This is a genomic window from Caldimonas manganoxidans ATCC BAA-369, assembly GCF_000381125.1.
GTDB lineage: Bacteria > Pseudomonadota > Gammaproteobacteria > Burkholderiales > Burkholderiaceae_C > Caldimonas > Caldimonas manganoxidans.
This window is the reverse complement of record NZ_KB905943.1, coordinates 26,389-51,715: the sequence shown is the minus strand read 5'-3', so window position 1 is coordinate 51,715 and position 25,327 is coordinate 26,389. Positions and strand designations below refer to the sequence as shown.

Genomic DNA, 25,327 nt, shown 5'->3' with positions numbered 1-25,327 from the left:
CCTCCAGCAGCTGCCAACGCTCGCTGCTATTCTGCGCAAGTCGTGGTTGTGCCCTTCATTGCGTGATGAACCCCTTGATCAAGCGTTGGACCCAGTACTTCGTGCGGGGTCTGCTGGCCATCTTGCCCCTGGCCCTGACCATCTATGTGCTCTATGTCTTCCTGGCCTGGACGGACAGCATGGCCCGTTGGCTGGTATCTCCGCTGTTCGGTGACACCTACATCCCCGGTCTGGGGCTGCTGCTGGCCGTGGTGGTCATCGGCGCCCTGGGCCTCGTGATTTCACTGCCGGCGGTGCGCAGCCTGGCCTCGTTGATCGAGTTTCCGTTCACCAACCTGCCGGTGGTCAAAAGCATTTACAGCTCGCTCAAGAGCTTTGCCGACTACTTTGCGCCCCAGCACAACCAAGCCGCCCAGCAGGTGGTGGTGCTGCGTTTTCCAGGCGGTGGGCTCGAAATCATTGGCTTGATCACGCGCAACAGCCTGGACGGTCTGCCCGAAGGCGTCAGCAAAGACGACCGGGTGGCCGTCTATCTGCCCATGGGCTACATGATCGGCGGCTACACCGTGTTCGTGCCACGGGCCTGGATCACGCCGATCGCGATGACGGTGGAAGAAGCGATGCGCTCGGCCTTGATCGCCTGGATGGCCCGCACCGGCCAGCCTCCGGCGCCACCGACACCGCGCTGACCCGACGCTCGCCTGCCGTTGCCCCCCGTGCGCGCCCACCGCCTGTTGCGACGAAGCGCCGCTGGCCCCTGGGCGGTGCTGCTGGCCGCCAGTCCATGGAGTGCGTGGGCCCAAGACACCGACGCCGCCCCCCGGCACAGGCAGGCGCTGGGCCCCATCGTCGTGACCGGCGCGCGCGAGCCCACGCCGCTGCGCGCCCTGCCCGCGGCCATCGACACCGTCGAGGCCGCCGCCGTGCAAGCCGACTCCTGGGGCGTGAACATCTCCGACGCGCTGCAACGTGTGCCCGGGGTGCTGGCCCTGTCCCAGTGGCTCGCGCCGCTACGCTCGCCACAGCGCGATGCCGGGCTTGAACGTGGAGGGACACCCTGGCTGGCATGTCCATGCCAGCACAGGGCGTGGGATGGAATGCCTCCTGGCAGGCCGGCTGGTCGGTGCGCTGGGAAAGCCTGCTGTCGCTGACCTGGCGGCCAATGAACAGTTCTTCGAACCGGCGGCCAGCCGCCGCTTCAGTGTCGGCCTGGGTCTGGGCAGGTCGTGGCGCTGAAGAGGTTTGCCGGCGCGCGCGCGTGCGAACCGGCTCAAGCCGGCACGTCCTTGGATGCGGAGTCCGCAGGACCGGACGCATGGCCGGCCTCGTCGATCCAGCGCTGCATCTCCTGGGCATCGTCGGCGTAGCGGGCGGCCACCTCCCGAATCGCCTCGTGCTCGCGCTCGAACGCTTCCACCAGCAACGGGTCGAAATGCGTGCCCCGGCAGCCGCCGATCACGGCCACGGCCGTGTCATGCGGCAAGGCTTCTTTGTAGCTGCGCACGCTGATCAACGCGTCATACACCGTGGCCAGCGCCACGATGCGGCCGGACAGCGGAATCGCTTCACCGGCCAAGCCCTGGGGATAGCCAGACCCATCCCAGCGCTCCTGGTGCGTCAAGGCGATCTCCTGCGCCATGCTCAGCAAGGGGCAGGGTTCGTCGAGCTGCGCCTGCGCGCGGGCCAGGGCGGCATGGCCGCGCAGCGTATGGGTTTTGACGATGGCGAATTCCTCCGGGGTCAGACGACCAGGCTTGCGCAGCAAATGCACCGGAATTTCCAACTTGCCCAAGTCATGCAAGGCCGAGGCCCGCGCCATCAGGTCCAGTCGCTCATCGTCCAGCTCCGCCCATCGGCCACTGAGGCGGCGCCAGCCCTGTCCGAGCACCCGCACATAGCCTTGCATGCGCAGCCGATGTCGGGCGGTTTCATGGTCGCGCCGCTCGGCCAGCAGCGCCAGCGTCCACAGCAACGCATCACGCTCCAACGCGACGGTGTGAACGCGCTGTCGCAATGCGTCCTCGAAATGCTGCTGTCCTTGCCGCAGCAGCACCGACACCTGGTGCAATTGCGCATAGGGTTTCAGTCGGGCGCGCAGCCGTGCCTGCGACCACGGCGGCGTCAATACATCGCTCACCCCCAAGCGCAGCCACGATTGCAGCGTCTGCTCCTCCACCGGCTCGGCCATGACCAACACCGGCGCAGCTCGGCACACCGGATCGGCCCGCAGCACTTGCATCCTCGACGCCAGCTTGGACGGCTGATGCAGCGCATCGATCAAGATCATGGCCGGGGCCGTGTCCTCATCCCAGGTCTGCACGACACAAAACTCCGGCGCCAACCATTGCGCCAGCTCCGCCCAGTCCTTGCCCTCGCGGCCCACCACGAGCACGCGGGCCGGCCATGCGTCGTTCATACTTTTTTCCCTCAGTTCGGCGGATGCTGCGTGCGTCCTGCCCCCCTGACAAGGCGCCCCCCTCCAAACGGGGGGAGGCCCCGGCGACGGCGCATGACACGGCCGCCGGTGCACATTCCTTCACGCGGCAAGCTTGATCGACATCAATCCCCCCTCTCAAGGGGGGTGTGCCCCCGGGGTGCCGCGGCCGATACAACGGCATCGTCCCGTTTCGCCTCAGGGAGGCCCCATGCGCGTCAACTTGCCTGTTCATGATCGCGAATACCCCATTGCTCCGGGGGAAACGCTCGTCTCCACCACCGATCTACAAGGCCGCATCCTGTATTGCAACCCGGCCTTCATCGAAGTCAGCGGCTACACCCGGGAAGAGCTCTTGGGCCAGCCGCACAACCTGATCCGCCACCCGGACATGCCCAAAGAAGCCTTCCGCGACTTGTGGGCCACCATCCAGAGTGGCCTGCCCTGGCGGGCCATGGTCAAGAACCGCCGCAAGGACGGCGCGTACTACTGGGTGATGGCCAACGTCACCCCGCTGATGGAGGCCGGCCGCCCGGTGGGCTACATGTCGGTGCGCACCGCGCCTTCGCGCGAGGAAGTGCGCCAGGCCGAGGCGCTGTACGCCCAAATGCGGGCCGAAGCGGCCGCCGGGCGGCGTGTGCATGTCTTGCATCGGGGCCAGCTGTTGCGCAACACCTGGGCCGGTCGGCTGGCGCAGTGGACACAGCTGGGGTTGACGGCCAAAGTCTGCGCAGTCTCGGCCGCCGCAGTGGCTGCCGCATATCTGTTGGGCACACACGCCGCATCGTCGGGCTGGGCGGGTGAGGGGGCGATGCAAGCGCTCACCGGGACGGCCTTGGCCGCTGGATTGGCCCTGCTGATGCGTCACTATCTGCGTCACTTGCTGATCCTGCCGATGCACGAGATGCTCACGGTGGCCAACCGCATGGCCGCCGGCGACCTCACCCAGCGCATCGACGTGCGGCGGCACGACCTGATCGGCCACTTCGCCCAGGCGATGAACCAGCTCAATGTCAACCTGATGTCCATCGTGCGCGACGCAAGGCGCGAGGTCGAACGCATCCAAGCCGCCGCCGCCGAAATCGCCGCCGGCAGCCAGGACTTGTCGGCACGCACCGAATCACAAGCCAGCAGTCTGCAAGAGACGGCCTCGTCGATGGAGCAAATCACCGGCACGGTGCGCAACAGCGCCCACTCGGCCGCCCAGGCCGCCGAGCTGTCCATCGAAGCCGGCCGCGTCACCGAGCGCAGCAGCCAAGCGGTCAATCAAGTCACCCTCACGATGCAGGCCATCAGCCAGTCCTCACATCGCATCGCCGAGATCATCCAGGTGATCGATGGCATCTCTTTCCAAACCAATATCCTGGCGCTCAACGCCGCCGTGGAGGCCGCACGCGCTGGCGAGCAGGGCCGCGGCTTCGCCGTGGTGGCCGGCGAGGTGCGCGCCCTGGCCCAGCGCACCACGGCCGCAGCCAGAGAAATCAAAAAGCTCATCGAGGAGTCCGCCCAGCACGTGGGTGACGGCGAGCAGCAGGTGCGAGCCGCGCGATCGACCATGGACGAGGCCTTGCAAGCCGTCGAGAAGGTGCGCTGCCTGATCGCCGACATCAGCACCGGCGCGCAGGAACAACTCAGCGGCATCTCCCAAATCAACGAAGCCGTGGCCCAGATGGACGGCATCACGCAGCAAAACGCAGCGATGGTCGAGCAGCTGTCCTCGGCGGCGGCCCAGCTCAAGCATCAAGCGCAAGTGGTGGCCAGTGCCGTGGGCGTCTTCCGTCTGGACGGCAGTGACCACGCCGCCCTGCCCGATGCGGTGAACCTGCGCAAGCAGATGAAACGCTTGCGAGCCGCGGCCCAGCCGGCCTAAAAGGCCCACTACACTGTATGCACCGCCCTGGTGCGCACCGATCGCGCCAGGGCTGGCTTGCATTCAGGAGACAGCACATGCCTCAACCGAACAAGGACACCCCGGTCCGCTTCGGGCTGCGAGATCGCGTGGTCGTCATCACCGGCGCAGCCCATGGCATCGGCCTGGCCTGCGCCGAACGCCTGGCCGACGAAGGCGCTCGGCTGGTCTTGCTCGACATCGACGACGACGCCGGCCACGCCGTGCAGCAGCGACTGTGCGCCTTAAATGCCGCCGCCTTCTATCAGCAATGCGACGTGGGTGACAAAGCCCAGGTCGATGCGGCGGTGGCCGCCGCCGTGCAGCGCTTTGGGCGCATCGACGTGCTGGTCAACAATGCGGGCATCTTCCGGGCTGCGGACTTTCTCGACATCACCGAAGCCGATTTCGACGCGGTGCTGCGCGTCAATCTCAAAGGCGCCTTCCTGATGGGACAGGCCTGTGCACGCCAAATGGTGCGCCAAGGCCAAGGCGGCGCCATCATCAACATGAGCTCGGTCAATGGCGTGATGGCCATCCCCAGCATCGCCAGCTATAACGTCAGCAAAGGCGGCATCGACCAGCTCACCCGCGTCATGGCCCTGGCCTTGGCCGACCACGGCATCCGCGTCAATGCCGTGGCACCTGGCACCATTGCCACCGAACTGGCACGTCAAGCCGTGCTCGGCAGCGAGGACGCCCGCCAGCGCATCCTCAGCCGCACGCCGATGAAGCGCCTGGGCGAGCCGCAGGAAGTCGCCGATGCCGTGCTCTACCTGGCCAGCCCAGCGGCCAGCTACATCACGGGCGAGATCCTGTATGTCGATGGCGGGCGCCGGGCGCTGAACTACACCGTGGCCGTCCCGCCATCGGCCGGGTGAAGCCAGACGTCACGTGGGGAAAACTTTCTGCTGGCACACTGTGATGTGCATCGAGAACATCGACCCACCATGAGAATCCTGCACACCATGCTGCGCGTGGGCAACTTGCAGCGCTCCATCGACTTCTACACGAAAGTGATGGGCATGCGGTTGCTGCGCACCACCGATCGACCCGAACAGCAGTACTCGCTAGCCTTCGTCGGGTACGGCACCAACCCCGAGCATGCCGAGATCGAGCTCACCTACAACTACGGCGTCGAGCAGTACGAACTGGGCACGGCCTACGGCCACATCGCCATCGGCGTGCCCGATGTGTATGCCACTTGCGAAAAAATCCGCGCCGCCGGCGGCCAGATCACGCGCGAACCCGGCCCGGTCAAAGGGGGCACGACGGTCATTGCCTTCGTGACCGACCCCGACGGCTACAAGATCGAATTGATCGAACGCAAAACCGAGACCGTATGACCCTCAGGCCGCCGCCCGCAGCGCCGCGGCCTCGCGTGCCAACTGCGTGATGCGCGTCCAGTCGCCGGCGCGGATCGCCTCCGGCGGTGTCAGCCAAGAGCCGCCGCACACCTTCACATTCGGCAACGCCAGGAACTGCGGGGCCGTCTGCGCGGTGATGCCACCCGTGGGGCAGAACACCACGTCATGGAAGGGGCTGGCCCAAGCCTTCAGCAAAGGCAGGCCGCCAGCGGCGGTGGCCGGGAAAAACTTCAAGAAAGACCAGCCATCGGCATGGGCGGCCATCACCTCGCTGCTGGTGGCCACCCCTGGCAGCAGCGGCAAGCCGGCGTCGCGGCAGGCCTGGCCGATCTCGTGCAAATAGCCCGGGCTGACGGCAAAGCGGGCACCGGCCTGCACCGCGGCCCGCACCTCCTGCGGCCGGCGCACCGTGCCCACCCCGACGATGGCTTCGGGCACCTCGCGCGCGATGGCCTGCACACATGGCAGCGCCACCGGGGTGCGCAGCGTCACCTCCAACACCTTCACCCCGCCGTCGACCAACGCGCGCGCCAGCGGCACGGCATCCTCGACGCGGTCGAGCACGATCACGGGAATGACGGGGCCGTGGTCGGCCAGCTCCAAAGGATCGATCATCATGTTCACAACCAAGTACAGGCGCCCTCTTCGGCGCTCAAGACATTGCGCCGCATGCCGGCAAACAAGTCGCGGCCCAAGCCGCGGCCATGGGAATGAAGCTGCTCGGCCGTAGGCTGTGCATTCTCACGCGCGGCCCACTCGGCCTCGCCCACCAACGCATCGAGCGTGCCGGCCACGGCATCCAAACGGATCACGTCACCATCACGCACCTTGCCCAGTGGCCCGCCGGCCAGCACCTCGGGGCTCACATGGATGGCCGCCGGCACCTTGCCCGAGGCACCGCTCATGCGCCCATCGGTCACCAGCGCCACCTTGAAGCCCTTGCCCTGCAGCACGGCCAACGGCGGCGTCAGCTTGTGCAACTCGGGCATGCCATTGGCCCGCGGCCCCTGGAAGCGCACCACCACGACCACATCGCGTTCCAGCTCACCGCGATTGAAAGCCGCCAGCATGTCCTCCTGGCTGTCGAACACACGCGCCGGGGCCTCCACCACATGCCGATCCTCGGGCACGGCCGAGGTCTTGATCACCGCACGCCCCAGGTTGCCACGCAGCAGCTTCAGGCCGCCAGTGGGGCTGAAGGGGCGCTCGGCACGGCGCAGCACCGTGTCGTCGCCGCTGTCGCGCGGCAGGTCTTGCCAAGTCAGGCCGGCAGGGCCTCGCACCGGCACGCGGGCATAGGCGGCCAGCCCCCCCTCGGCCACGGTCACCACATCGGCATGCAAACAGCCCTGCTCGATCAGCTCGCGGATCACGAAACCCGGGCCACCCGCGGCCTGGAATTGGTTCACGTCCGCGCTCCCATTGGGGTACACCCGTGCCAGCAGCGGCACTTCGGCCGAGAGGTCGGAAAAATCGTTCCAGTCGATCAACAGGCCGGCTGCACGGGCCACCGCCACCCAGTGGATGAGGTGATTGGTGGAGCCGCCCGTGGCCAGCAATGCCACCATCGCATTGACGATGACGCGCTCGTCGACCAGGCGCCCGATGGCGCGTTGCGGCTGGCTCACGCAGCGCAGCGCCGTGCGCACCGCCTCGCGGGTGAGCTCCTCGCGCAGCTCGGCCTGCGGATGGATGAAGGCCGCCCCCGGCACATGCAGCCCCATCGCCTCCAGCAGCATCTGGTTGCTGTTGGCCGTGCCATAAAAAGTGCAGGTGCCCGGTCCGTGGTAAGCGGCCGATTCGGCCGCCAACAGCGCCTCGCGACCCACCAGGCCTTGCGCGAATTGCTCGCGCACCTTGGCCTTCTCGCTGTTGGACAGCCCCGAGCTCATCGGGCCAGCCGGCACGAACACACAGGGCAGATGGCCAAAGTGCAGCGCACCGATCAGCAAGCCGGGCACGATCTTGTCGCACACCCCCAGCAGCAATGCGGCATCGAACACATCATGCGACAGCGCCACGGCCGTGCCCATGGCAATCGTGTCGCGCGAAAACAGGCTCAGCTCCATGCCCGGCTGGCCTTGGGTGACGCCATCGCACATGGCCGGCACGCCACCGGCAACCTGCACCGTGGCGCCCCGACGGCGCGCTTCATCACGGATGACGGCCGGAAAGCCCTCATAGGGCTGATGTGCCGACAGCATGTCGTTGTAGGCCGTCACGATGCCAAGGTGCGGCGCCCGCTCGGCCACGACCCGCAACTTGTCCGACGCCGGCAACGCCGCAAAGGCATGCGCCACATTGGCACACCCCATGCGGTCGGCCCCGCGGGGCCGACGGGCCATGTCCTCGACGAGCTGGAGATAGGCGCGTCGCGTGGCCGCACTGCGCTCGGCAATGCGCTGAGTCACTTCTCGAATGACGGATTTCATCGCAGGGTGGGCACGCCCAAAGCGTGCGGTTGTAACCAATACCTCAATTCTTAGGTAACTTGGTTACAACGTCAAATCAAGACGCCCGCCCCTGCGTCGGGGTGGACTTGTGTCACGGCGGCGATGTTCGCCCGGCCGTGGCCCGCCTCCCACGGTGCCTCCAATCGAAACCCACGAACTTGCAGTACAACTGAGGACCAGACCCTGCATCCTCAGCCGCTGCTCGACGCGCCCATGCGCCCTCCCTTGGCCCACTTCTCCGACCTCGGCCACGTGCCCATCCTGCGCGACCCCCAGGTCCTGTTGGAGCACACGCTGGCGCAATGGCCCTCCGCAGCCGACCTGTGGGTGTTCGGCTACGCCTCGCTGATCTGGAACCCGGAGATCGAGCACGATCTGCGCCTGCCGGCCTGGGTGCACGGCTATCACCGGCGGCTGAGCATGTGGTCGCGCATCAACCGGGGCACGCCCTTGGAGCCCGGCTTGGTGTTCGCGCTGATGCCCGGCGGGGCGTGCCGAGGCGTGGTGTTTCGTGTGCCACGCGCCATCGCGCGGCGCGAGCTGGACAAGCTGTGGCAACGCGAGATGCCCACCGGGGTCTACGACCCGCGCTGGCTACCGTGCCGCACGACCCAAGGCACGGTGCGCGCCCTGGCCTTCACGCTCAGCCGAGACAGCCCCAATTACACCGGCACGCTGGACGAGGCCCGCCTGGTGCACATCTTGCGCCACGCCCGCGGTCGCTATGGCTCGACGCTGGACTACGTGGTGCGCACGCAGCGCTGCCTGCAAGAGCAAGGCATCCACGACCGCGCACTGGCCGGGCTGCTGGCCTTGGCCCGCCGTCACGGCTTGCTGGACGACTGACGCGGCGCAGCGCTCAAGGCGGCTGCCGCTCCCGGTGGGCCGCCAGCACCGCGCCCGACGGCGGCAGGCGGGCCTGCACCGACAGCAAATCGGCTCGGGTGTCGATGTCCACCAGCACCCCGGGGTCATCGACCTCCACCGCCGCAGCCGGATAACGTGCCAGGATGCGGCGGGCGCCCTGGTCCCCGTCCAAGACGGCGAGCTCCGAATACAGCTCCGCGGCAAACCCCACCGGATGACCCCGCCGCCCCTGGAATTGCGCATACGCCACCGGATGGGCACTGAGCGCCATGGCCACCGCTCTCAAGGTGGACGGACGCACCAATGGCATGTCGCCAGGCATCACCAACCAGCCGGAGGCATCGCCGCGCGCCCGCACGCCGGCGGCAATCGAATAGCCCATGCCCAGGTGCTCCCCAGCCCCGTCCGAGCCCGCGGGGACCACGACGACGTCTTGCGTCGCGACCCAGCCTTTGACCATGTCTCGCAAGCCGCTGGTGGTCACCACCACCAGCCGCAGACGGCTGGCCAGCACTTGTTGCAAGGTGGCTCCCAGCACCGTGGTGGAGCCCAGCGCCTGCGTGAGCTTGTGCCCCGCGCCCTCGAAGCGCGAGCCTGCCCCGGCGGCCAGGACGATGACCACGGGCGAAGACGACATCAGATTCCTCCTGGTTGAGATGGTGCACGGGCGCAGCGGCCGGATGTTCTCCTATGGAAGCCCAGTTGGAGCGCCGGCGCCACTGGGGACAGCCCGGTTGGGGACAAGCCCTAGGGAGCGACCCGCTTGGGGTTGGCTCCGATGGTCGGCGCGCCGCGCGCGGGCGGTGCCTATACTGCCGACCATGGACAAACGTCTGGCCGATCTGCGCAAGAGCTATGAACGCGCCGAGCTCGATGAACGGCATGCCGACCCCGATCCGCTGCGCCAGTTTCGCCGCTGGCTCGACGAGGCCCTGGCCGCGCAACTGCCCGAACCCAATGCGATGACGCTGGCCACCGTCGGCGCCGACGGCCGGCCTTCCACCCGCATCGTGCTGATCAAGGGCTGCGACGAGCGCGGCATCGTCTGGTTCACCAACTATCGCAGCCGCAAGGGCCGCGAGCTGGAGGTGCATCCCTACGCGGCCTTGCAATTCCATTGGGTCGAGCTCGAACGCGTGGTGCGCATCGAAGGTCGGGTCGAGAAAGTGTCCGAGGCCGAATCGGACGAATACTTCCGCTCGCGCCCGCTGGACTCGCGCATCGGGGCCTGGGCCTCGCCTCAAAGCGAGGTGATCCCCTCGCGCGCCGTGCTGATGGCCAATGCCGCACGCTATGCGGCGCAATTCGCCCTGGACCCTCCGCGGCCGCCGCATTGGGGCGGCTATCGCCTGGTGCCGGATCGCTGGGAATTCTGGCAGGGCCGCAAATCCCGTCTGCACGATCGGCTGCGCTACCGCCTGGACGAGCACGGCCAGTGGGTGCGCGAGCGACTGGCGCCTTGAGGCATGCTCACCCTGCCGCAGACGCGCCGTCCGCGCGCGCCTGGAGCAGGCGATCGATGGCCGCCAGAAAGCGCGCCACCTCGATGGGCTTGGTCCAGTACTCGGCAAAACCGGCGGCCAAGGCCCGCTGGACATCCTCGGGCATGGCGTTGGCCGACAGCGCAATGCAGGGCACGGCCGCAGTACGCGGGTCGGCACGCAGACGGCGCAGCACCTCGTGGCCATCCATGTCCGGCAGGTGCATGTCCACCAGCACCACATCGGGCCGCACGGTGTGGACCAAGGCCAGGCCGCCGGCCCCATCCCCGGCGACGCTGCAGCGAACCGCCGGTCGCAGCGCCAAGATCTCGCGCACCAGCGTGACATTGACGTCGTTGTCCTCGATATAGACCAGTTCGAGCCCGGGCGGCGCCGGCCCGTGCGCGGCTTGCGGCGTCACCGCAGGCGCAGCCACCAGCGCGGGCGCGGCCGGGTCGGCCTCGGCCGGCTCGGCCCTGGGCAACCACACCTGGAACTCGCTGCCCTGGCCCAAGCGGCTGCGCACCTCGATGCGTCCGCCCATGTGGGCCACGAGCTGGCGAGCGATCGACAACCCGATGCCCGTGCCTTCGATGCCCTCACGCTCCATGCCCAGGCGATTGAAGGGCTCGAACAAGCCCCGCACCTGGTCCTCGCTCATGCCCCGGCCGGTATCACGCACGACCAGGACGCACTCCTGCGCCGTTTCGTGCGCGGCCACGTCCACCCGCCCACCTGCGCGGTTGTACTTGATCGCATTGGACACCAGATTCATCAACACCTGGCGCAGTCGCTGCGGGTCGGCCAGCACCCAGCCGGCCAGGGAGCCCATGCGCAGCTCGATGCCCTGCGCCCGGGCCATCGGCGCCACCAGGCCCAGGGCATCGGCCAGCACGGCGCGCGCCTCCAGGGGCTGCAGATGCAAGGTCACCGCGCCAGCCTCGATGCGCGCCAGGTCCAACATGTCCTCGATGAGGGTCAGCAAATGCCGGCCAGCGGCCTCGATGTGGTGGACCCGTTGCCGCTGGGCCGGGCTGAGCACTTGCGTCGTGTCGGCCAGCAAGATCTGCGTGAACCCCAACACGGCATTGAGGGGGGTGCGCAACTCGTGGCTCATGCGCGCCAGGAACTCCGACTTGGCCCGGCTCGCCTGCTCGGCCGCGGCCTTCTCGCGCCAAGCCTGCTCGGCGCGCTTGGCCTCGGTGATGTCCCAGTTGACCCCGAGCATGCGCACCGGCTGACCGCTGTCGTCGCGCACCACGTGTGCGCGCGTGGCCAGCCAACGCTCGCTGCCGTCAGGCCACCGGACACGGAACTCGAAGGCCGTGCGGTCCAGCGGGCCGGCGCGAACCTGCTCGTAACGCTCGGCCATCGCGGCCCGGTCTTCGGGATGCACGCAGCTCATGCGCAACGCCTCCACCGGGCGCGGATCGTCCGGAGACAGGCCGCGCAACAAATACATCTGCGCATCCCAGTGACTGATGCCCCTGCTCAAATCGCGCTCCCAGGTGCCAACGCCAGCCTCGCGGGTGGCCAAGGCAGCACGCGCCTGCGCCTGTTGCAAGGCCAGCTCGGTATGGCGGCGTTCGGTGATGTCCATCGCCACCCCCAGCACTGCCACCACCTGCCCGGTCTCGTCACGCTGCGCCGCGCGGCGCGTCAGCAGCGTGCGATACACGCCTTGGCCGTCGAGATAGCGGGCCACGACATCGACCGCTTGCCGGCCCGCCAGCGCGCGACGCAGCCCCTCGGCCAAGGCCTCGCGGTCGTCCTCGTGCACACGGGCACGCACTTCATGCAAGGGCAGCACCACCCGCCCCGGAAAACCGAGCATCGCCGCCGCCCGTTCATTGACATGCAGCTCGTCGGTGGCCAGGTCATGCACCCAAAGGATCAACTGGCCCAGCTCCACCGCCAGTTCGAATTGCGTGCTGAGCTTGCACACTTGCGCGCCCTGCTCGAAGCTCTCGGTGTCATCGACCAACACCCCCTGCACGCGCTGCGGCCGTCCCCGCGCATCGGCCACCACCTGCCACAGCGAATGCACCATGCGCATGCCACCGGCGCGTGGCACGAGGCGGAAGCGCACCTGATAGGCCCCAGGCGTGCGAATGCTTTCATGCCAGCTCTGCCGGACACGCTCGCGGTCGTCGGGATGGATCAACGCCCAGATCGTGTCCAGATCGGGCGCCCGGGTTTCGGGCTGCAGCCCAAAGAACCGGAACATGTGCTCATCCCAAAACGCCTGCTGGTCGTCCAGATGGCGCTCCCACACCGCCAAGCGCCCGAAGTCCTGCGTCATCGCCAAGCGCTGCGCCAGCCCAGGCGTCCCGTCGTGATCGGTCTGCGGCGAGGCGTGCGCCACCGACAAGCGCCCCAACCAGGCGCCCGCCCCGGTCGGCCCGCGCCAGCGACGCAGCTGCAGCCAGCTCCCACCGAGCCTCACCGGCGGCGGCTCCTGCGTATCCTGCGACGACATGCGGGCCTGCACCACGGCCCTGACCTCGTGCTCCCCCTGCGCCTGGCGCTGGGTCCAAGCCTGCCAGGCCGCATTGCCATAGACGATGCGGCCCAGATCATCGGCCATGAACAAAGGCTCGGAAGCCAGGTCCATCAAGGCCCGCGCAGCCGCCTTGATGAACGAAGGATCGAAAGGGAGAGCGCCGGCTGGCGAAGGGCAGGACATGTGAGCCTGAAGGGCAGTATCTGCCCAGTGTAGCGAGTTCACGCCCCCGCTTGGGCGCCCCCGGCAGGGACGCGCTCAGCGCGCCGGCTGCGCATCGGTCAGACGGTAGAACAATCCGTAGGGGTCGTTGTCCAGCACGGACAGCCGCCCTTGGACCACCACCGGATCCACGCTGTAACGCACCGGCGTCTTGGCCCGCACCTCGACCAGCCCTTCCGGGCCGGCGGGAATGCAAAACGAGCACGTCGTGGGCACGGCCGACAACAAAAAGTGGTACTGACGCTCGCTGGCGTCCAACGGCATCATGAAACCCTGCACCTTGACGATCTGCTGGTCCAGCGCCTTCACGTCGGCCGGGAAGATCGGCCGCAGCCGCTGGCGTTCGGCCCGGGTCTGAACCGCAGCGAGCCGCTTCCAGGACAGCACCCCCTCGCGCTCTTGCAAAGGAGGAATCGGGCTGTCCGGGCTGTGGTAGCCCGGCCCGCTACCCAATGGCGCCACCAACCCCGCCGCGCCTCGCGCTGGGGCCGACTGTGCCCAACCCCCACGAGCCGCCAGAAGCAGCAAGCCAGCGACCACGCCACGACGGTCGATCATGAGCCCGACTCAATGAACGTGGCGCATGCCACAGTACTTGCCGATGCCCAAGCCCTTGCAGGCCGCCTGCAGCTCTTTCAGGCAGGACTCCTCGCTCTTGCCAGACTCCAGACAACGTGCCGCGGCCTCATGGGCAGCGGCCATCGCACGGTGGCGCTCGATGTCCTTCTTGACATGGTCCGACAGCGCTGGGGCCGTCTGGGCCCAGGCCAGGGCGCCCCCCGAAGTCAACGCCAAAGCCAGCAACAAAGACGGGAACCTGGATTTCATGCGACGACAGCCTTCACACATCATCAAAGACACGGCTCGTTTCATCGACCCGCCGCCGGCCCAAAGGTTCATCCGGTGCCACTGGGCCGGCCCGAGCCTCTCAGCGCGGCGCTTGCAACAGCCGCATGACGTCGAGCCGGTACGCCTGCCAAGCCGGCAAGGCCGCACAGCACACCGCCACGGCCAGAGCCCCGGCCACCACCGCCCACTCGGCGCTGAGCCACGTCCAGCCGCTCAACGCCACCGAGGCACGCTGCGCCAGGAGCCATCCCAACCACGCGGTCAGGCCATGACCCAGGGCCAAGCCCAACAGCAAGCCGCCTGCGACCAGCCACAACGCCTGGGCCAGCACCACGGCGGCCACCCTGTGCGGCGGCGCCCCCAGCATGCGCAGCATGGCCAAATCGTAGGCCCGCTCCCGCACGGCATGGTACAGACCCATGAGCACCGACAGCGCCGCCACGGCCAGCAGCACCCACCCGAAGCCACGCACCACATCGACGCCCACGCCGACGATGCGCAACAAGCGGGCCGTCTCCTGGGCCGCAGACGCGGCCTGCAGCGCCGTCTCGGCATTGATCAGCCGCGGCAGGCTCACGGCCGCCAGCGGGCTGCGGTAACGCAGCAGCAGGAGCGTCACCTCTCGCTCGGCTTCCAGCTCGCGCCGATCGGCCTCGTCCAGCGCGGTCGCGGCCTCATGGACCTCCCAGACCGACTCGGTCGAGGTAAGGATCAGCCGGTCCAGCACCCGCCCACTGCGTTCGAGCACCCCCACCACGGTGTAGGGCGTCTCACCATGGGCTTCGCCCTCGCCGCCCAAACCATGCACGCCGACGAAGCGGTCGCCCACCCGCAGCCCCGTGCGTGCGGCCACATCGGCGCCCAGCACCGCCTCCAGCGTCTCGCGCCACACACGCCCCTGGGCGAACCTCGCACCATAATGTGTCAGGTACGCAGGCTCGGTGCCCACGATGCGAAACCCCCGGTAGCTGTCGCCCAGCGACACCGGAATGACCGCCTCGACCAAGGGATGCGCGCGCCAGCGCTGCACCTCTTCGGCCGGGATGTTGCCCGTGGGCACGTCCAAATGGAACACACCGGCCAAAATGAGCTGCATCGGGCTGCCCTTGGCCCCCACCACCAGGTCGATGCCGGCCAAGTCGCGCTGCAGTCCTTTCTCGATCTGCTCGCTCACCAGCAACACCAAGGTGATGGAAGCCAAACTCAAACTCAGCAGGCCCAGATGCAGCAAGGTCGCCCAAGGGCGTGCCCACAGGTAGGTCCAGGACAGACGCGCAAGATTCACAGCCGCATCTCCACCGGATCGTCGGCCGCCAGCGCCTGCACGACCCGTGAGTCGTGGGTGGCGATGACCAGGGTCGCGCCCCGTTCGCGGCTCAGCTCACGCAGCAGCGCCAGCACATCGGCGGCCGATGCATCGTCCAGGCTGGCGGTGGGCTCGTCGGCCAACAGCAGGCGGGGCTCGCACAGCAGCGCACGCGCCAAAGCCACCCGCTGCGCCTGCCCCACGCTGAGCTCATGCGGTCGGCGCCCGGCCAGATCGGCCACGCCCAAGCGCTGCAACACCTGCGGCACCCGCTGGGCCGCTTGATGCGCCCGCCCCCCGGCCCACAGGGCCAAGGCCAGATTGTCGGCCACGCTCAGGCTCTGGCTCAAATGCAGCCGCTGCGGCAACACACCCAGATGCGCGGCGCGCCAGGCATCGCGCTGGCGTGGGGTCAAGCGATGCAGCGGCACGCCATCGACCTCGATGTCGCCGCTCGTGGGGCTCGACAAGCCGGCCAGCAAGGCCAGCAAACTCGACTTGCCGGTGCCCGAGGCGCCACGCAACAACAGCGTGCGCCCGGTGTCGAGCTGCATGTCGGCAAAGCGCAGCCACGGACCGCGCGGATACTGCACGCTCAGGTCGCGCCAGGCGATCATCCCTTGCGCACCTTGTGAGCAAAGCGTCGGCGGAACTCCTCCACCTTGGGCGCCACGACATGCACGCAATAGCCTTGCTCGGGATGCTTCAGGAAATAGTCCTGGTGATAGGCTTCGGCCGGCCAATAGTTGTCCACCGGAGCGACCTCGGTCACGATGGGATCCTTCCACACCCCCGCTGCGCTCAGCTCGGCGATCAGCGCACGCGCCACACGTTCCTGTTCGGCCGTGTGGAAATAAATGCCCGAGCGGTACTGGGGGCCCACGTCGTGGCCTTGCCGGTTCAGGGTCGTCGGATCGTGAATCGTGAAGAAAATTTCCAGAATCTCGCGCAAGCTGATGCGCTGCGGATCGAAGCGCACACGCACGACCTCGGCATGACCGGTTTGGCCCGAGCACACCTGCTCATAGCTGGGGCTGTGCCAGCTCCCATTCGAATAGCCCGACTCCACGTCGAGCACACCCTCGACACGGTCGAACACCGCCTCCAGACACCAGAAACAGCCGCCAGCCAGCGTGATTTCTTGCGCTTCGGACATCGCCAGACTCCAAAGCCGACAAGCTTAACGAAGTGCAGCACCGATCCTGCCTTGGGGCGGCAACTTGCAGGGGCTTTCCTGCACAATCCCAGCAGCACAATCCAGCATCCCATTGCCTCGACCGCCGTCCATGACCGACAGCCTCGCGCCCTACCTTCCCTATGTGCTGGCCTTGGTGCTGCCGCCGGGGGCATTCATCGTGCTGCTGCTCATTGGCCTGCGCCAACTGCGCCCACGTCGCGGCCTGGGCATTGCGCTGGTGTTGCTGGCCTGTGCAGGACTGTGGCTGGGCTCGACCACCGGCTGGGCTTGGATCACGCAATCCTTTGTGCTGCGGGTGCCGCCAGCGCTCGGCCCCTTGGACCTGGACGAGTTGAAGACCCAGGCCAAAGCCCAAGGCAAAGCACCACCGAGCGTGGCCATCGTCGTGCTGGGCGGCGGCCTGGTGCCGCGCTCGCCCGACTACCGACTGTCAGACCTGTCCGACACCGGCCTGCAACGCCTGCGCTACGGGCTGTGGCTGGCGCGGCAGACCGGCCTGCCCGTGGCCTACAGCGGCGGCATCCCGCATGGCCTGCCTGAATCCGTGACCCCCGAAGCCCGTGTGGCCGAGCGCATCGCCCGGGAGGAATATGCCGCAAGCTTGCGCTGGGTGGAAGACACTTCGCGCGATACCCGCGAAAACGCCGGCCGCACTGCAGCATTGCTGCGCCATGCCGGTGTGCGCAAGATCGTGCTGGTCACCCATGTCTGGCACATGCCGCGCGCGCAACGCGCCTTCACCGAAGCGCTGGCCGGCAGCGATTTGACGATCCAACCGGCACCCATGGGGCTGCTTCCTGCGCAGACCTCGCACCTGGCCCACTGGACCCCCAGCCTCCTCGGCCTGCTGGAAAACCGCCATGCCTGGCGCGAATGGCTTGCCTTGAGGCTTGGCTACTGAACGACCGCGAGCCCCCAAACAGAAACCCCTCCGAGCCGTGGCGGCCGGAGGGGGGGTGGCGTGACGCCACGTTTCGGGGCTCCGGAGGGAAGAAGTCCGGGGCTCCTTACGCGCAGAGACTGCGCATCGGAAACACCTGCATTCCAGCAGGCGTCAAGACGATACCGCAGCCTCGGCCTGGACGCCAGTTCGCATTTCCAATCAGAACACACGCCCCCATTACCGGGCGCCATCACCGGGCACCATTACCGTGGGCCATCATCAGCCGCCGCCGTGCAAAACAAGCGTTCGTACAGGGCATCCATGCGCGCGCGCACTTGCGCGTCCATCGTGATCAAGCGGCCCCATTCGCGCTGCGTTTCACCCGGCCATTTGTTCGTCGCATCGATGCCCATCTTGCCGCCCAAGCCCGACGTCGGCGAAGCGAAGTCCAAATAGTCGATCGGCGTGTGCTCCACCAAGGTGGTGTCGCGCACCGGGTCGGCCCGGGTGGTGATGGCCCAGATCACATCGGCCCAGCAGCGGATGTCCACGTCGTCGTCGGTGACCACGATGAACTTGGTGTACATGAACTGCCGCAAAAAACTCCACACCCCGAACATCAGTCGCTTCGCATGGCCCGCATAGGCCTTGCGCATGCTCAGGATCGCCATGCGGTAACTGCAGCCCTCCGGTGGCAGGTAAAAGTCCACGATCTCGGGAAACTGCTTGCGCAAGATCGGCACGAACACCTCGTTGAGCGCCACGCCCAGCACCGCGGGCTCGTCGGGCGGTTTGCCGGTGTAGGTGGAGTGGTAGATCGGCGCATCCCGCATCGTGATACGAGACAGCTCGAACACCGGAAACCAGTCCTGCTCGTTGTAATAGCCCGTGTGGTCCCCAAAAGGGCCTTCCAAGGCGTGCAGATATCCCCCCTTTTCCTTCAACGGCACGCCATGGGCCGACGTGCCCGTGTAGCCTGGGGCGGCCACCGGGATGTGCCCCTCCAAAACGATCTCGGCGCTGGCGGGCACTTGCAGCCGCACCGATCCTTCCCCGACCCCCGTGGCCACCACCTCGGTGCGCGAGCCGCGCAACAGCCCGGCAAACTGGTATTCCGACAGGCTGTCGGGCACCGGCGTCACCGCCCCCAGGATGGTGGCCGGGTCCGCCCCCAGAGCCACCGCGATCGGAAACGGCCGGCCTGGGTTGGCCAGCGCGAAGTCCCGGAAATCCAGCGCGCCGCCCCGGTGGGCCAGCCAGCGCATGATCAACTGCCGCGGCCCGATCACCTGCTGACGGTAGATGCCCAGGTTCTGGCGCGTGCGCGGATGCGGCACCGACTGCGGCCCGCGCGTCACCACCAAGCCCCAGGTGATCAGCGGCGCCACGTCCCCCGGCCAGCAATGCTGGATGGGCAGGCGCGACAGATCGATGTCAGCCCCCTCCCACACCACGGACTGGCACGGTGCCCGCCGCACCACGGCCGGCTTCATGTCCCACAGCGCTTTGGCCATCTGCACCAGCCGGCCGGCGTCTTTCAGCCCGCGCGGCGGCTCGGGCTCCTTCAGCCGGGCCAACAGCTCCCCGATGCCCCGCAAGGCCTGTACATCGTCCTGCCCCATGCCAAGGGCCACCCGTTTGGGGGTGCCAAACAAATTGCCCAGCACCGGGATGCGATGCCCCACCGGCTGCTCGAACCACAGCGCCGGCCCCCCGGCTTTGAGCACGCGATCGCACAACGCGGTCATTTCCAAGACCGGGGACACGGGCTCGTGAACGCGCCGCAGTTCCCCCATGGCCTCCAGCCGGCTCAAAAAATCACGCAAATCCCGGTACTTCATAACTCATCATAATTACACGTGTAATCTATAGGCTTGACTGGTTATTTCGAGCCTTCCTAGAATCCGGCCGTCTCCCATCAGGGATAACCCGCACCGGCTGCCGGTGCACTTCACGCTGCCCATGCCCTCGATCGCCACCCGGGCCTTGCATTCTGCAGGCGCCTGACTTTCTAGGGTGGCCGGGCATTATCTCCGCGGCTCAGGCCAGGCCGAGACATCGGCCTTCCAGGCCCCGCGGACCGAAAGGAGTGACATGACAGCGAACCATCCCTTGCGACACCGGGTGTCGCAGATGACGCAGTCGGTGGCCCGCAGTGTCTCGGTCTTCTTCCGGGACGTTGGACAGGGCCTGCTCGATATCAGCCACAACGGCCTGGCGCTGCTGGGCCTGCTCGTGCTGGGCGCGGCCCTCTTTGGCCTGGGCCGGCCGCAATGGCGCGAACAACTGGAGCAGCAGGCCCTGGGCTGGCTGCTCCAGCGCCAGGAAGCCCGCCTGAGTCAAGACGAAAGCCTGGTGGCCGCGCTGGCCGATCCCGAGGCCATCCGTCGCGCCACGGCGGCCGACCCGCGCGAACTTGGCAAGGAACAAGCCGCCATCGTGCAATGGATATCGCGGCGCTACCGTGTGGCGCCCGAGCCAGTGGCCCGGCTGGTCCAAGAAGCCTGGGATGTGGGCCAGCGCACCGGGCTGGACCCGACCTTGCTGCTGGCCGTGATCGCCGTGGAGTCCAGCTTCAACCCCTTCGCCCAAAGTCCGGTGGGCGCCCAGGGCTTGATGCAGGTGATGACCCGCGTCCACGATGACAAATACGAGGCCTTTGGTGGCACCCATGCGGCCTTCGATCCCGTGAGCAATCTGCGCGTGGGTGCCCAGATCCTGCACGAATACATCCAGCGTGCCGGCAGCCTCGAAGGCGGCTTGAAATGGTATGTGGGCGCGGCCAACCTGCCCGATGACGGCGGTTACGCGGCCAAGGTGCTGGCCGAGCGCAACCATTTGCGCCAAGTGGCCCAAGGCCGTGCGGTGCCCGTCACGGTGCCGCTGCTGGTGCGCACCAGCAGCCCGACCACGGCCCCGGCCGCGGCCTCTGCCCCCGAGGCCAAGGCCACGCGACAGCCCGACGCAGACACCCGGGTGGCTCAAGCCTCCTGAGTCCAGCCTCCTGAGCCGCGCAAGGCCTCGCGCCCATGGGGCGCCTGCACCATGGGCCGGGCCGGCGTGGGCGTTCTCCAGTACACTGCGGGCGTTGCACAACTGGCGATAAGGCCCCCTCGCCTGCGAGGTGTGCGCCCGAGGTGGTGAACCACCGGGAAGTGCAGCCGGCGGCCGCATCCAGCCCCGCCGTTTCGCCGTTCGCCTGGGCAGCCCTCCGATCCAGCACGCGGCATCTCGGGTGCGTCAGCGCAGCCGCCGCCGGTGCGACGAGGGACTTCATCGCATTGAAGAGGACTGCCATGTTCGACCGATCCACCTCCACCCTTGCCAACGTCGATCCCGACATCTGGGCGGCCATCCAACAAGAAAACCAGCGCCAAGAAGACCACATCGAGCTGATCGCCTCCGAAAACTACGCCTCCCCGGCCGTCATGGCCGCGCAGGGCAGCCAGCTGACCAACAAGTACGCCGAAGGCTATCCCGGCAAGCGCTACTACGGCGGCTGCGAGTACGTGGATATCGTCGAACAGCTGGCCATCGACCGGCTCAAGCAGCTCTTCGGCGCCGAGCATGCCAACGTGCAGCCCAATTCCGGCTCGCAAGCCAACCAAGGCGTGTTCTTCGGGCTGCTGCAGCCGGGCGACACCATCATGGGCATGAGCCTGGCCGAAGGCGGCCACCTCACCCACGGCATGCCGCTGAACATGTCCGGCAAGTGGTTCAAGGTGGTCAGCTATGGCCTGAACGAGAAGGAAGAAATCGATTACGACGCGATGGAGCGGCTGGCACACGAGCACAAGCCCAAGCTCATCATCGCCGGGGCCTCGGCCTATAGCCTGCGCATCGACTTCGAGCGCTTTGCTCGCGTTGCCAAGGCCGTGGGCGCGTACTTCATGGTGGACATGGCGCACTATGCCGGCCTGATCGCCGGTGGCGTCTACCCCAACCCCGTGCCCCATGCCGACGTGGTCACCTCCACCACCCACAAGAGCCTGCGCGGCCCGCGTGGCGGCATCATCCTGATGAAGGACCATGTGGCCAAGCAGATCAACAGCGCCATCTTCCCCGGCATCCAGGGTGGCCCGCTGATGCACGTCATCGCCGCCAAGGCCGTGGCCTTCAAGGAAGCCCTGTCGCCCGAGTTCAAGGCCTACCAGCAGCAGGTGGTCAAGAACGCCCAGGCCCTGGCCGAAACCCTGATGGCCCGCGGCCTGCGCATCGTCAGCGGCCGCACCGAAAGCCATGTGATGCTGGTCGACCTGCGCCCCAAGGGCCTGACCGGCAAGGAAGCAGAAGCCGTGCTCGGCCGCGCGCACATCACCTGCAACAAGAACGGCATCCCCAACGACCCGCAAAAGCCCATGGTCACCAGCGGCATCCGCCTGGGTTCGCCGGCCATGACCACCCGCGGCTTCACCGAGGTCGAGGCCGTGGCCACCGCCCACCTGATCGCCGACGTGCTGGACAAGCCCCAGGACGAGGCCAACATCGCCGCGGTGCGTGCCAAGGTCCACGAACTGACCCGCCGCTTCCCGGTCTACCGCTGAACCCGACCCGCCGCCTGCCATGCGCTGCCCCTTCTGCGGCCACGAGGAAACCCAGGTCGTCGAGACCCGCGAGTCCGACGAGGGGGACGTGATCCGGCGGCGGCGGCGCTGCATGGGGTGCGACAAGCGCTTCACCACCTACGAGCGCGCGGAGATCGAATACCCATCCATCGTCAAGAAGGACGGCCGGCGCACCGAGTTCGACCCGGCCAAGCTGCGCGCCTCGATGACGCTGGCTCTGCGCAAGCGCCCCGTCAGCGCCGAAGCGCTCGACCAGGCCGTCTCGCGCATCGAGACCTCGCTGCTGCACAGCGGCGAGCGCGAGGTCAGCAGCACCCGCGTGGGCGAATGGGTCATGCGCGAGCTCAAGCGCCTGGACAAGGTGGCCTACATCCGCTTTGCCTCCGTCTACCGCAGCTTCGATGACGTCAGCGAGTTCATGAACGCGGTGAGAGAAACTTCACGGCGCGGTCGCTGAGGCCGCACTCGCCGTTCCGTACGTCGGGATCGGGCCGCCATTCGTCGCTCTGGCCACCGCGAGGCCGACCCATGGTGTTACCTTCCGCTCAAGGAGGCCGCCTGTGCGCTCACACGTGTCTGGATTCACCTTGGTCGAGCTAATGGTCACGATCGCTGTGCTTGCGGTCCTGGCCGTAATCGCTGCGCCCAACTTCAACGACTTCTTCACCCGAAATCGGCTGGCCTCACAGTCCAACGAGCTGATTTCGGCGCTCAACCTGGCGCGCTCCGAGGCGATCAAACGCGGAGTTCGCGTCACCGTCTGTCGCACCAACGACGCCACCGCTGCGTCACCGGCCTGCGCCGGCGGGTCGGACACCAGTTGGGCCAACGGCTGGATCGTGTTCGTAGACAACACCCATGTGGGCGGCAACACGGCCGGGGTGATCGACGCCGACGACGAGGTCCTGCGGGTGTTCGGCGCCCTGCGCGCCTCGACCCTGACGGCCAACAACGACTTCGCCCGCGGCCTGTCTTTCCGCCCGGATGGCAGCTCGCTGGGCATCAACGGCTCCGGATCGCTGGTGACGGCTGCCACGGCCAGCTTTTCCCTATGTCTCGACGGGCAAGGACGCAACATCGAGGTCAACACGATGGGGCGTCCCCGCCTGGGTTCTACCTCCTGCACCGGCTAGGGCATCGCATGCGGACATCCCGGTCTTCCCGCGCACCCCGCTCGCATGGCATGACCATGATCGAGGTTCTCGTCACGATCGTGATCCTCTCGTTCGGCCTGTTGGCGCTGGCCGGCTTGCAGGTCAGCGCCTTGGGCGGCAGCAAGAACGCCAGCAGCCGCACGGTGGCCACCCTGCTGAGCTACGAGATCCTCGACGCCATGCGGGCCAACCGGCAGGCCGCCCTGGCCGGCAACTACAACCTCGGACTCACCGCCGCGGCCCCCACCGGCACCAGCCTGCCGGAACGCGATCTCGCCCGTTGGCGTGCCGAGCTGCAACGTCGGCTGCCCGCCGGCACCGGGTCGGTCCAGGTGGACAACGGGAACATCGTGACAGTGACGGTCCAATGGGACGACAGCCGCGGAGCCGGAACTCCCACACAGTTCGATGTCCAGGTCCGTTTGTGAGGCGCCCCGTCGTGAGTCCACACCATTCATTCATCGTGCACTCGCAACCACGGCGGGTGCCTCGCCCCCAGGGGAGCTCTTGTTTGCGTCGCAGTCTTGGCCTGACGCTGGTGGAGTTGATGGTGGCATTGGTCATCGGCCTCATCCTCATCCTGGCCATCTCGGCGGCTTACGTCGGCAGCCGGCAGTCCTATCGCTCCGGTGAAGGCATCTCCCGTCTGCAGGAAAGCGCCCGCTTCGCATTCACGTTCCTGGCCAGAGACATTCGGCAAGCCGGCTACTTTGGGTGTGTAGGCGGCAGTGCGACCCTCAACAACACGCTGAACAACGCCTCTAGCGCGGCTTTCGACTTCCAGCGCCCGGTCAGCGGCTATGACGCGAGCGTGGGAGGCAGCACGTGGTCACCGGCCATCCCTGCGGGTTTGACCGGAACGGTCGCGCCGGTCGCCGGCAGCGACGTGCTGATCGTTCGGTCACTGTCCGGTCCGCTCTTGCCCGTGCGTGCGCATCCCGGTGGCAATCCGCCAGGCTCGGCGGCCATCTTGGTGGATGCCAACAATGGCCTGGCGCAAGGCGACATCGTGCTGGTATCTGACTGCGTCGCTGCGGCCGTTTTCCAGATCTCCAGCGCCAACCCCAACACCAGCGGATCCTTGGCACACAACACCGGCACCGGCGATCCCGGTAACGCCACCACCGCGCTGGGCAAAGAGTTCACCGACGGCGATATCGTGCGAGTAGCCTCCTTCCTCTACTTCATCGGTACCAACCCAGCAGGACGACCCGCGCTGTATCGACGGGAGGTGTCGCGCAACGCAGCCAATGCAGAAGAACTGGTCGAAGGTATCGAAAACCTGCAAATCACCTACGGCGTCGACACCAACGCGGACCGGGCCGCGGACACATACTCCCGCGCCGATCAGGTCCAGGCCGCCGGTCAGTGGGATCAGGTCGTCGGCGTGCGTGTCGAAATGCTCGTGCAATCGCCGGAGGACAACATCGCCACCGAACCGATGTCTTATGTCATCGGGGGCGCAACCACCGCGTACACGTCGACGGATCGGCGCCTGCGCCAGGTGTACTCCACCACGATCACGCTGCGCAATCGGGTGGAATGAATCTCGACTTTCATGTCTACGACCATGCGCAACATTCACCGCTCCTCCAAGCAAGGCTCACGAGGCTTTTCGCTGGTGATGGTCCTGATCTTCCTGGTGTTGCTGACCATCCTGGGCGTAACCGCCATGCAAATGAGCACACTGGAAGAACGAATGGCGGGCAACCTCAGGGATGAAAACCTGGCCTTCCAGGCTGCGGAGTCCGCGCTCCGAGAAGCCGAAACCTTCCTGAGCAGTGTGACCCTGCCGGATTTCGGCACCACCTCATCCACCACGCCAGGGCTGTACCACGCCCAGAGAAATCCATGGCCGGGGCGGGACAATCCGCAAGCCTGGGCCGGCTGGAATGCAGCCCCCAGTTCCAATGGGTACCGGGTGTACGGCGGCGTGCTCAATGGCGTGGCCACGCCACCGCGCTACGTGATCGAGCAGCTCCCGCCGGTGACCGTGGACCCTCAAAGCTCTGTCAAGCTGGGTGATGGCGTGGGACAGTTTGCCCAAGTCTTCCGGATCACTGCACGAGGCACTGGGGGCACCAACAATGCCGTCGTCTTCCTGCAAACCACCTTCTGGCGCTGAGCACTCGCCCGCACCAGCCCAACCGCTCTGGG

25 protein-coding genes and 1 riboswitch are annotated in these 25,327 nt (G+C 67.2%); of the genes, 14 read left to right on the top strand and 11 right to left on the bottom strand.

Going from position 1 to position 25,327, the window contains the following annotated elements; genetic code table 11:
- Positions 1–65: 65 nt before the first annotated feature.
- Positions 66–689, top strand: a complete 624-nt coding sequence (locus F615_RS18170) for a DUF502 domain-containing protein (RefSeq protein WP_019560992.1) — start codon at positions 66–68, stop codon at positions 687–689.
- A gap of 581 nt (positions 690–1,270) precedes the next feature.
- Here F615_RS18170 and F615_RS18165 read toward each other — a convergent pair.
- Positions 1,271–2,416 carry a response regulator gene (locus F615_RS18165; protein WP_019560990.1) on the bottom strand — a complete coding sequence of 382 codons (1,146 nt, stop codon included), beginning with the start codon at positions 2,414–2,416 and terminating at the stop codon, positions 1,271–1,273.
- A 229-nt stretch (positions 2,417–2,645) separates the two neighbouring features.
- On the opposite strand from F615_RS18165, the gene F615_RS0109710 reads away from it, so the two are divergent.
- The 3 genes from F615_RS0109710 to gloA all read left to right on the top strand — a co-directional run bounded on the left by F615_RS0109710 (position 2,646) and on the right by gloA (position 5,668).
- Positions 2,646–4,304, top strand: coding sequence for a methyl-accepting chemotaxis protein (locus tag F615_RS0109710; protein ID WP_019560989.1), 1,659 nt, complete (start codon positions 2,646–2,648; stop codon positions 4,302–4,304).
- A 77-nt stretch (positions 4,305–4,381) separates the two neighbouring features.
- Positions 4,382–5,203 carry an SDR family NAD(P)-dependent oxidoreductase gene (locus tag F615_RS0109705; RefSeq protein ID WP_019560988.1) on the top strand — a complete coding sequence of 274 codons (822 nt, stop codon included), beginning with the start codon at positions 4,382–4,384 and terminating at the stop codon, positions 5,201–5,203.
- Between the two features lie 69 nt (positions 5,204–5,272).
- Positions 5,273–5,668, top strand: coding sequence for a lactoylglutathione lyase (gloA, locus tag F615_RS0109700; RefSeq protein WP_033371204.1), 396 nt, complete (start codon positions 5,273–5,275; stop codon positions 5,666–5,668).
- Positions 5,669–5,671: 3 nt separating this feature from the next.
- Here gloA and eda read toward each other — a convergent pair whose 3' ends face one another.
- Together eda and edd are read right to left on the bottom strand one after the other, a co-directional pair.
- Positions 5,672–6,307, bottom strand: a complete 636-nt coding sequence (gene eda / locus F615_RS0109695; protein ID WP_019560986.1) for a bifunctional 4-hydroxy-2-oxoglutarate aldolase/2-dehydro-3-deoxy-phosphogluconate aldolase — start codon at positions 6,305–6,307, stop codon at positions 5,672–5,674.
- A 2-nt stretch (positions 6,308–6,309) separates the two neighbouring features.
- On the bottom strand, positions 6,310–8,121 hold the full coding sequence (gene edd / locus F615_RS0109690; protein ID WP_026330200.1) for a phosphogluconate dehydratase: 1,812 nt from the start codon (positions 8,119–8,121) through the stop codon (positions 6,310–6,312).
- A gap of 234 nt (positions 8,122–8,355) precedes the next feature.
- Here edd and F615_RS0109685 point away from each other — a divergent pair, with 234 nt between their 5' ends.
- Positions 8,356–8,988: a gamma-glutamylcyclotransferase gene (locus F615_RS0109685; RefSeq protein WP_019560984.1), complete on the top strand. Its 633-nt coding sequence runs from the start codon at positions 8,356–8,358 to the stop codon at positions 8,986–8,988.
- A 13-nt stretch (positions 8,989–9,001) separates the two neighbouring features.
- Here the strand turns inward: F615_RS0109685 and F615_RS18160 are convergent, their stop codons facing one another.
- Positions 9,002–9,646 carry a nucleotidyltransferase family protein gene (locus tag F615_RS18160; RefSeq protein WP_019560983.1) on the bottom strand — a complete coding sequence of 215 codons (645 nt, stop codon included), beginning with the start codon at positions 9,644–9,646 and terminating at the stop codon, positions 9,002–9,004.
- Between the two features lie 184 nt (positions 9,647–9,830).
- Here F615_RS18160 and pdxH point away from each other — a divergent pair, with 184 nt between their 5' ends.
- The gene (pdxH, locus tag F615_RS0109675) at positions 9,831–10,472 is read left to right on the top strand and encodes a pyridoxamine 5'-phosphate oxidase (RefSeq protein ID WP_019560982.1); all 642 of its coding nucleotides are present in this window, start codon (positions 9,831–9,833) and stop codon (positions 10,470–10,472) included.
- Positions 10,473–10,479: 7 nt separating this feature from the next.
- Here pdxH and F615_RS19410 read toward each other — a convergent pair whose 3' ends face one another.
- From F615_RS19410 to msrA, 6 genes are all read right to left on the bottom strand, one after another.
- Complete coding sequence (locus F615_RS19410) at positions 10,480–13,176, bottom strand: PAS domain-containing hybrid sensor histidine kinase/response regulator (RefSeq protein ID WP_019560981.1); 2,697 nt, start codon at positions 13,174–13,176, stop codon at positions 10,480–10,482.
- A 75-nt stretch (positions 13,177–13,251) separates the two neighbouring features.
- Positions 13,252–13,773 (bottom strand): DUF3299 domain-containing protein, encoded by a 522-nt coding sequence (locus F615_RS0109665; protein WP_019560980.1) that lies wholly within the window; start codon positions 13,771–13,773, stop codon positions 13,252–13,254.
- A 9-nt stretch (positions 13,774–13,782) separates the two neighbouring features.
- Entirely contained in the window at positions 13,783–14,043 is a 261-nt protein-coding gene (locus F615_RS0109660) for a hypothetical protein (RefSeq protein ID WP_026330198.1), read from the bottom strand.
- Between the two features lie 100 nt (positions 14,044–14,143).
- On the bottom strand, positions 14,144–15,349 hold the full coding sequence (locus F615_RS0109655; protein WP_019560978.1) for an ABC transporter permease: 1,206 nt from the start codon (positions 15,347–15,349) through the stop codon (positions 14,144–14,146).
- A complete protein-coding gene (locus tag F615_RS0109650; protein ID WP_019560977.1) occupies positions 15,346–15,987 on the bottom strand; it encodes an ABC transporter ATP-binding protein in 642 nt (213 codons plus the stop codon). Before F615_RS0109650 ends, F615_RS0109655 begins: the two co-directional genes overlap by 4 nt.
- On the bottom strand, positions 15,984–16,526 hold the full coding sequence (gene msrA, locus F615_RS0109645) for a peptide-methionine (S)-S-oxide reductase MsrA (RefSeq protein WP_019560976.1): 543 nt from the start codon (positions 16,524–16,526) through the stop codon (positions 15,984–15,986). The genes F615_RS0109650 and msrA overlap by 4 nt, the downstream gene beginning before the upstream one ends.
- Positions 16,527–16,656: 130 nt before the next feature.
- Between msrA and F615_RS0109640 the strand changes: the two genes are divergently transcribed.
- Positions 16,657–17,469 carry a YdcF family protein gene (locus tag F615_RS0109640; RefSeq protein WP_019560975.1) on the top strand — a complete coding sequence of 271 codons (813 nt, stop codon included), beginning with the start codon at positions 16,657–16,659 and terminating at the stop codon, positions 17,467–17,469.
- A gap of 245 nt (positions 17,470–17,714) precedes the next feature.
- Here the strand turns inward: F615_RS0109640 and ubiD are convergent, their stop codons facing one another.
- Positions 17,715–19,292: a 4-hydroxy-3-polyprenylbenzoate decarboxylase gene (gene ubiD / locus F615_RS0109635; protein ID WP_019560974.1), complete on the bottom strand. Its 1,578-nt coding sequence runs from the start codon at positions 19,290–19,292 to the stop codon at positions 17,715–17,717.
- 292 nt (positions 19,293–19,584) lie between these two features.
- Here ubiD and F615_RS18150 point away from each other — a divergent pair, with 292 nt between their 5' ends.
- From F615_RS18150 to F615_RS0109600, 7 genes are all read left to right on the top strand, one after another.
- Positions 19,585–20,445 carry a transglycosylase SLT domain-containing protein gene (locus F615_RS18150; RefSeq protein WP_019560973.1) on the top strand — a complete coding sequence of 287 codons (861 nt, stop codon included), beginning with the start codon at positions 19,585–19,587 and terminating at the stop codon, positions 20,443–20,445.
- Between the two features lie 88 nt (positions 20,446–20,533).
- Positions 20,534–20,663: riboswitch (ZMP/ZTP riboswitch) on the top strand.
- A gap of 84 nt (positions 20,664–20,747) precedes the next feature.
- Positions 20,748–21,995, top strand: a complete 1,248-nt coding sequence (glyA, locus tag F615_RS0109625; RefSeq protein ID WP_019560972.1) for a serine hydroxymethyltransferase — start codon at positions 20,748–20,750, stop codon at positions 21,993–21,995.
- Between the two features lie 19 nt (positions 21,996–22,014).
- Positions 22,015–22,473, top strand: coding sequence for a transcriptional regulator NrdR (nrdR, locus tag F615_RS0109620; RefSeq protein ID WP_019560971.1), 459 nt, complete (start codon positions 22,015–22,017; stop codon positions 22,471–22,473).
- A 103-nt stretch (positions 22,474–22,576) separates the two neighbouring features.
- Entirely contained in the window at positions 22,577–23,149 is a 573-nt protein-coding gene (locus F615_RS18145) for a GspH/FimT family pseudopilin (protein ID WP_375060593.1), read from the top strand.
- On the top strand, positions 23,068–23,598 hold the full coding sequence (gene pilV, locus F615_RS0109610) for a type IV pilus modification protein PilV (protein ID WP_310732000.1): 531 nt from the start codon (positions 23,068–23,070) through the stop codon (positions 23,596–23,598). Before F615_RS18145 ends, pilV begins: the two co-directional genes overlap by 82 nt.
- Positions 23,599–23,681: 83 nt before the next feature.
- On the top strand, positions 23,682–24,716 hold the full coding sequence (locus tag F615_RS0109605; RefSeq protein ID WP_026330197.1) for a PilW family protein: 1,035 nt from the start codon (positions 23,682–23,684) through the stop codon (positions 24,714–24,716).
- 12 nt (positions 24,717–24,728) lie between these two features.
- Positions 24,729–25,295, top strand: coding sequence for a pilus assembly PilX family protein (locus F615_RS0109600; protein WP_083932448.1), 567 nt, complete (start codon positions 24,729–24,731; stop codon positions 25,293–25,295).
- The last annotated feature ends 32 nt before the right edge of the window (positions 25,296–25,327 follow it).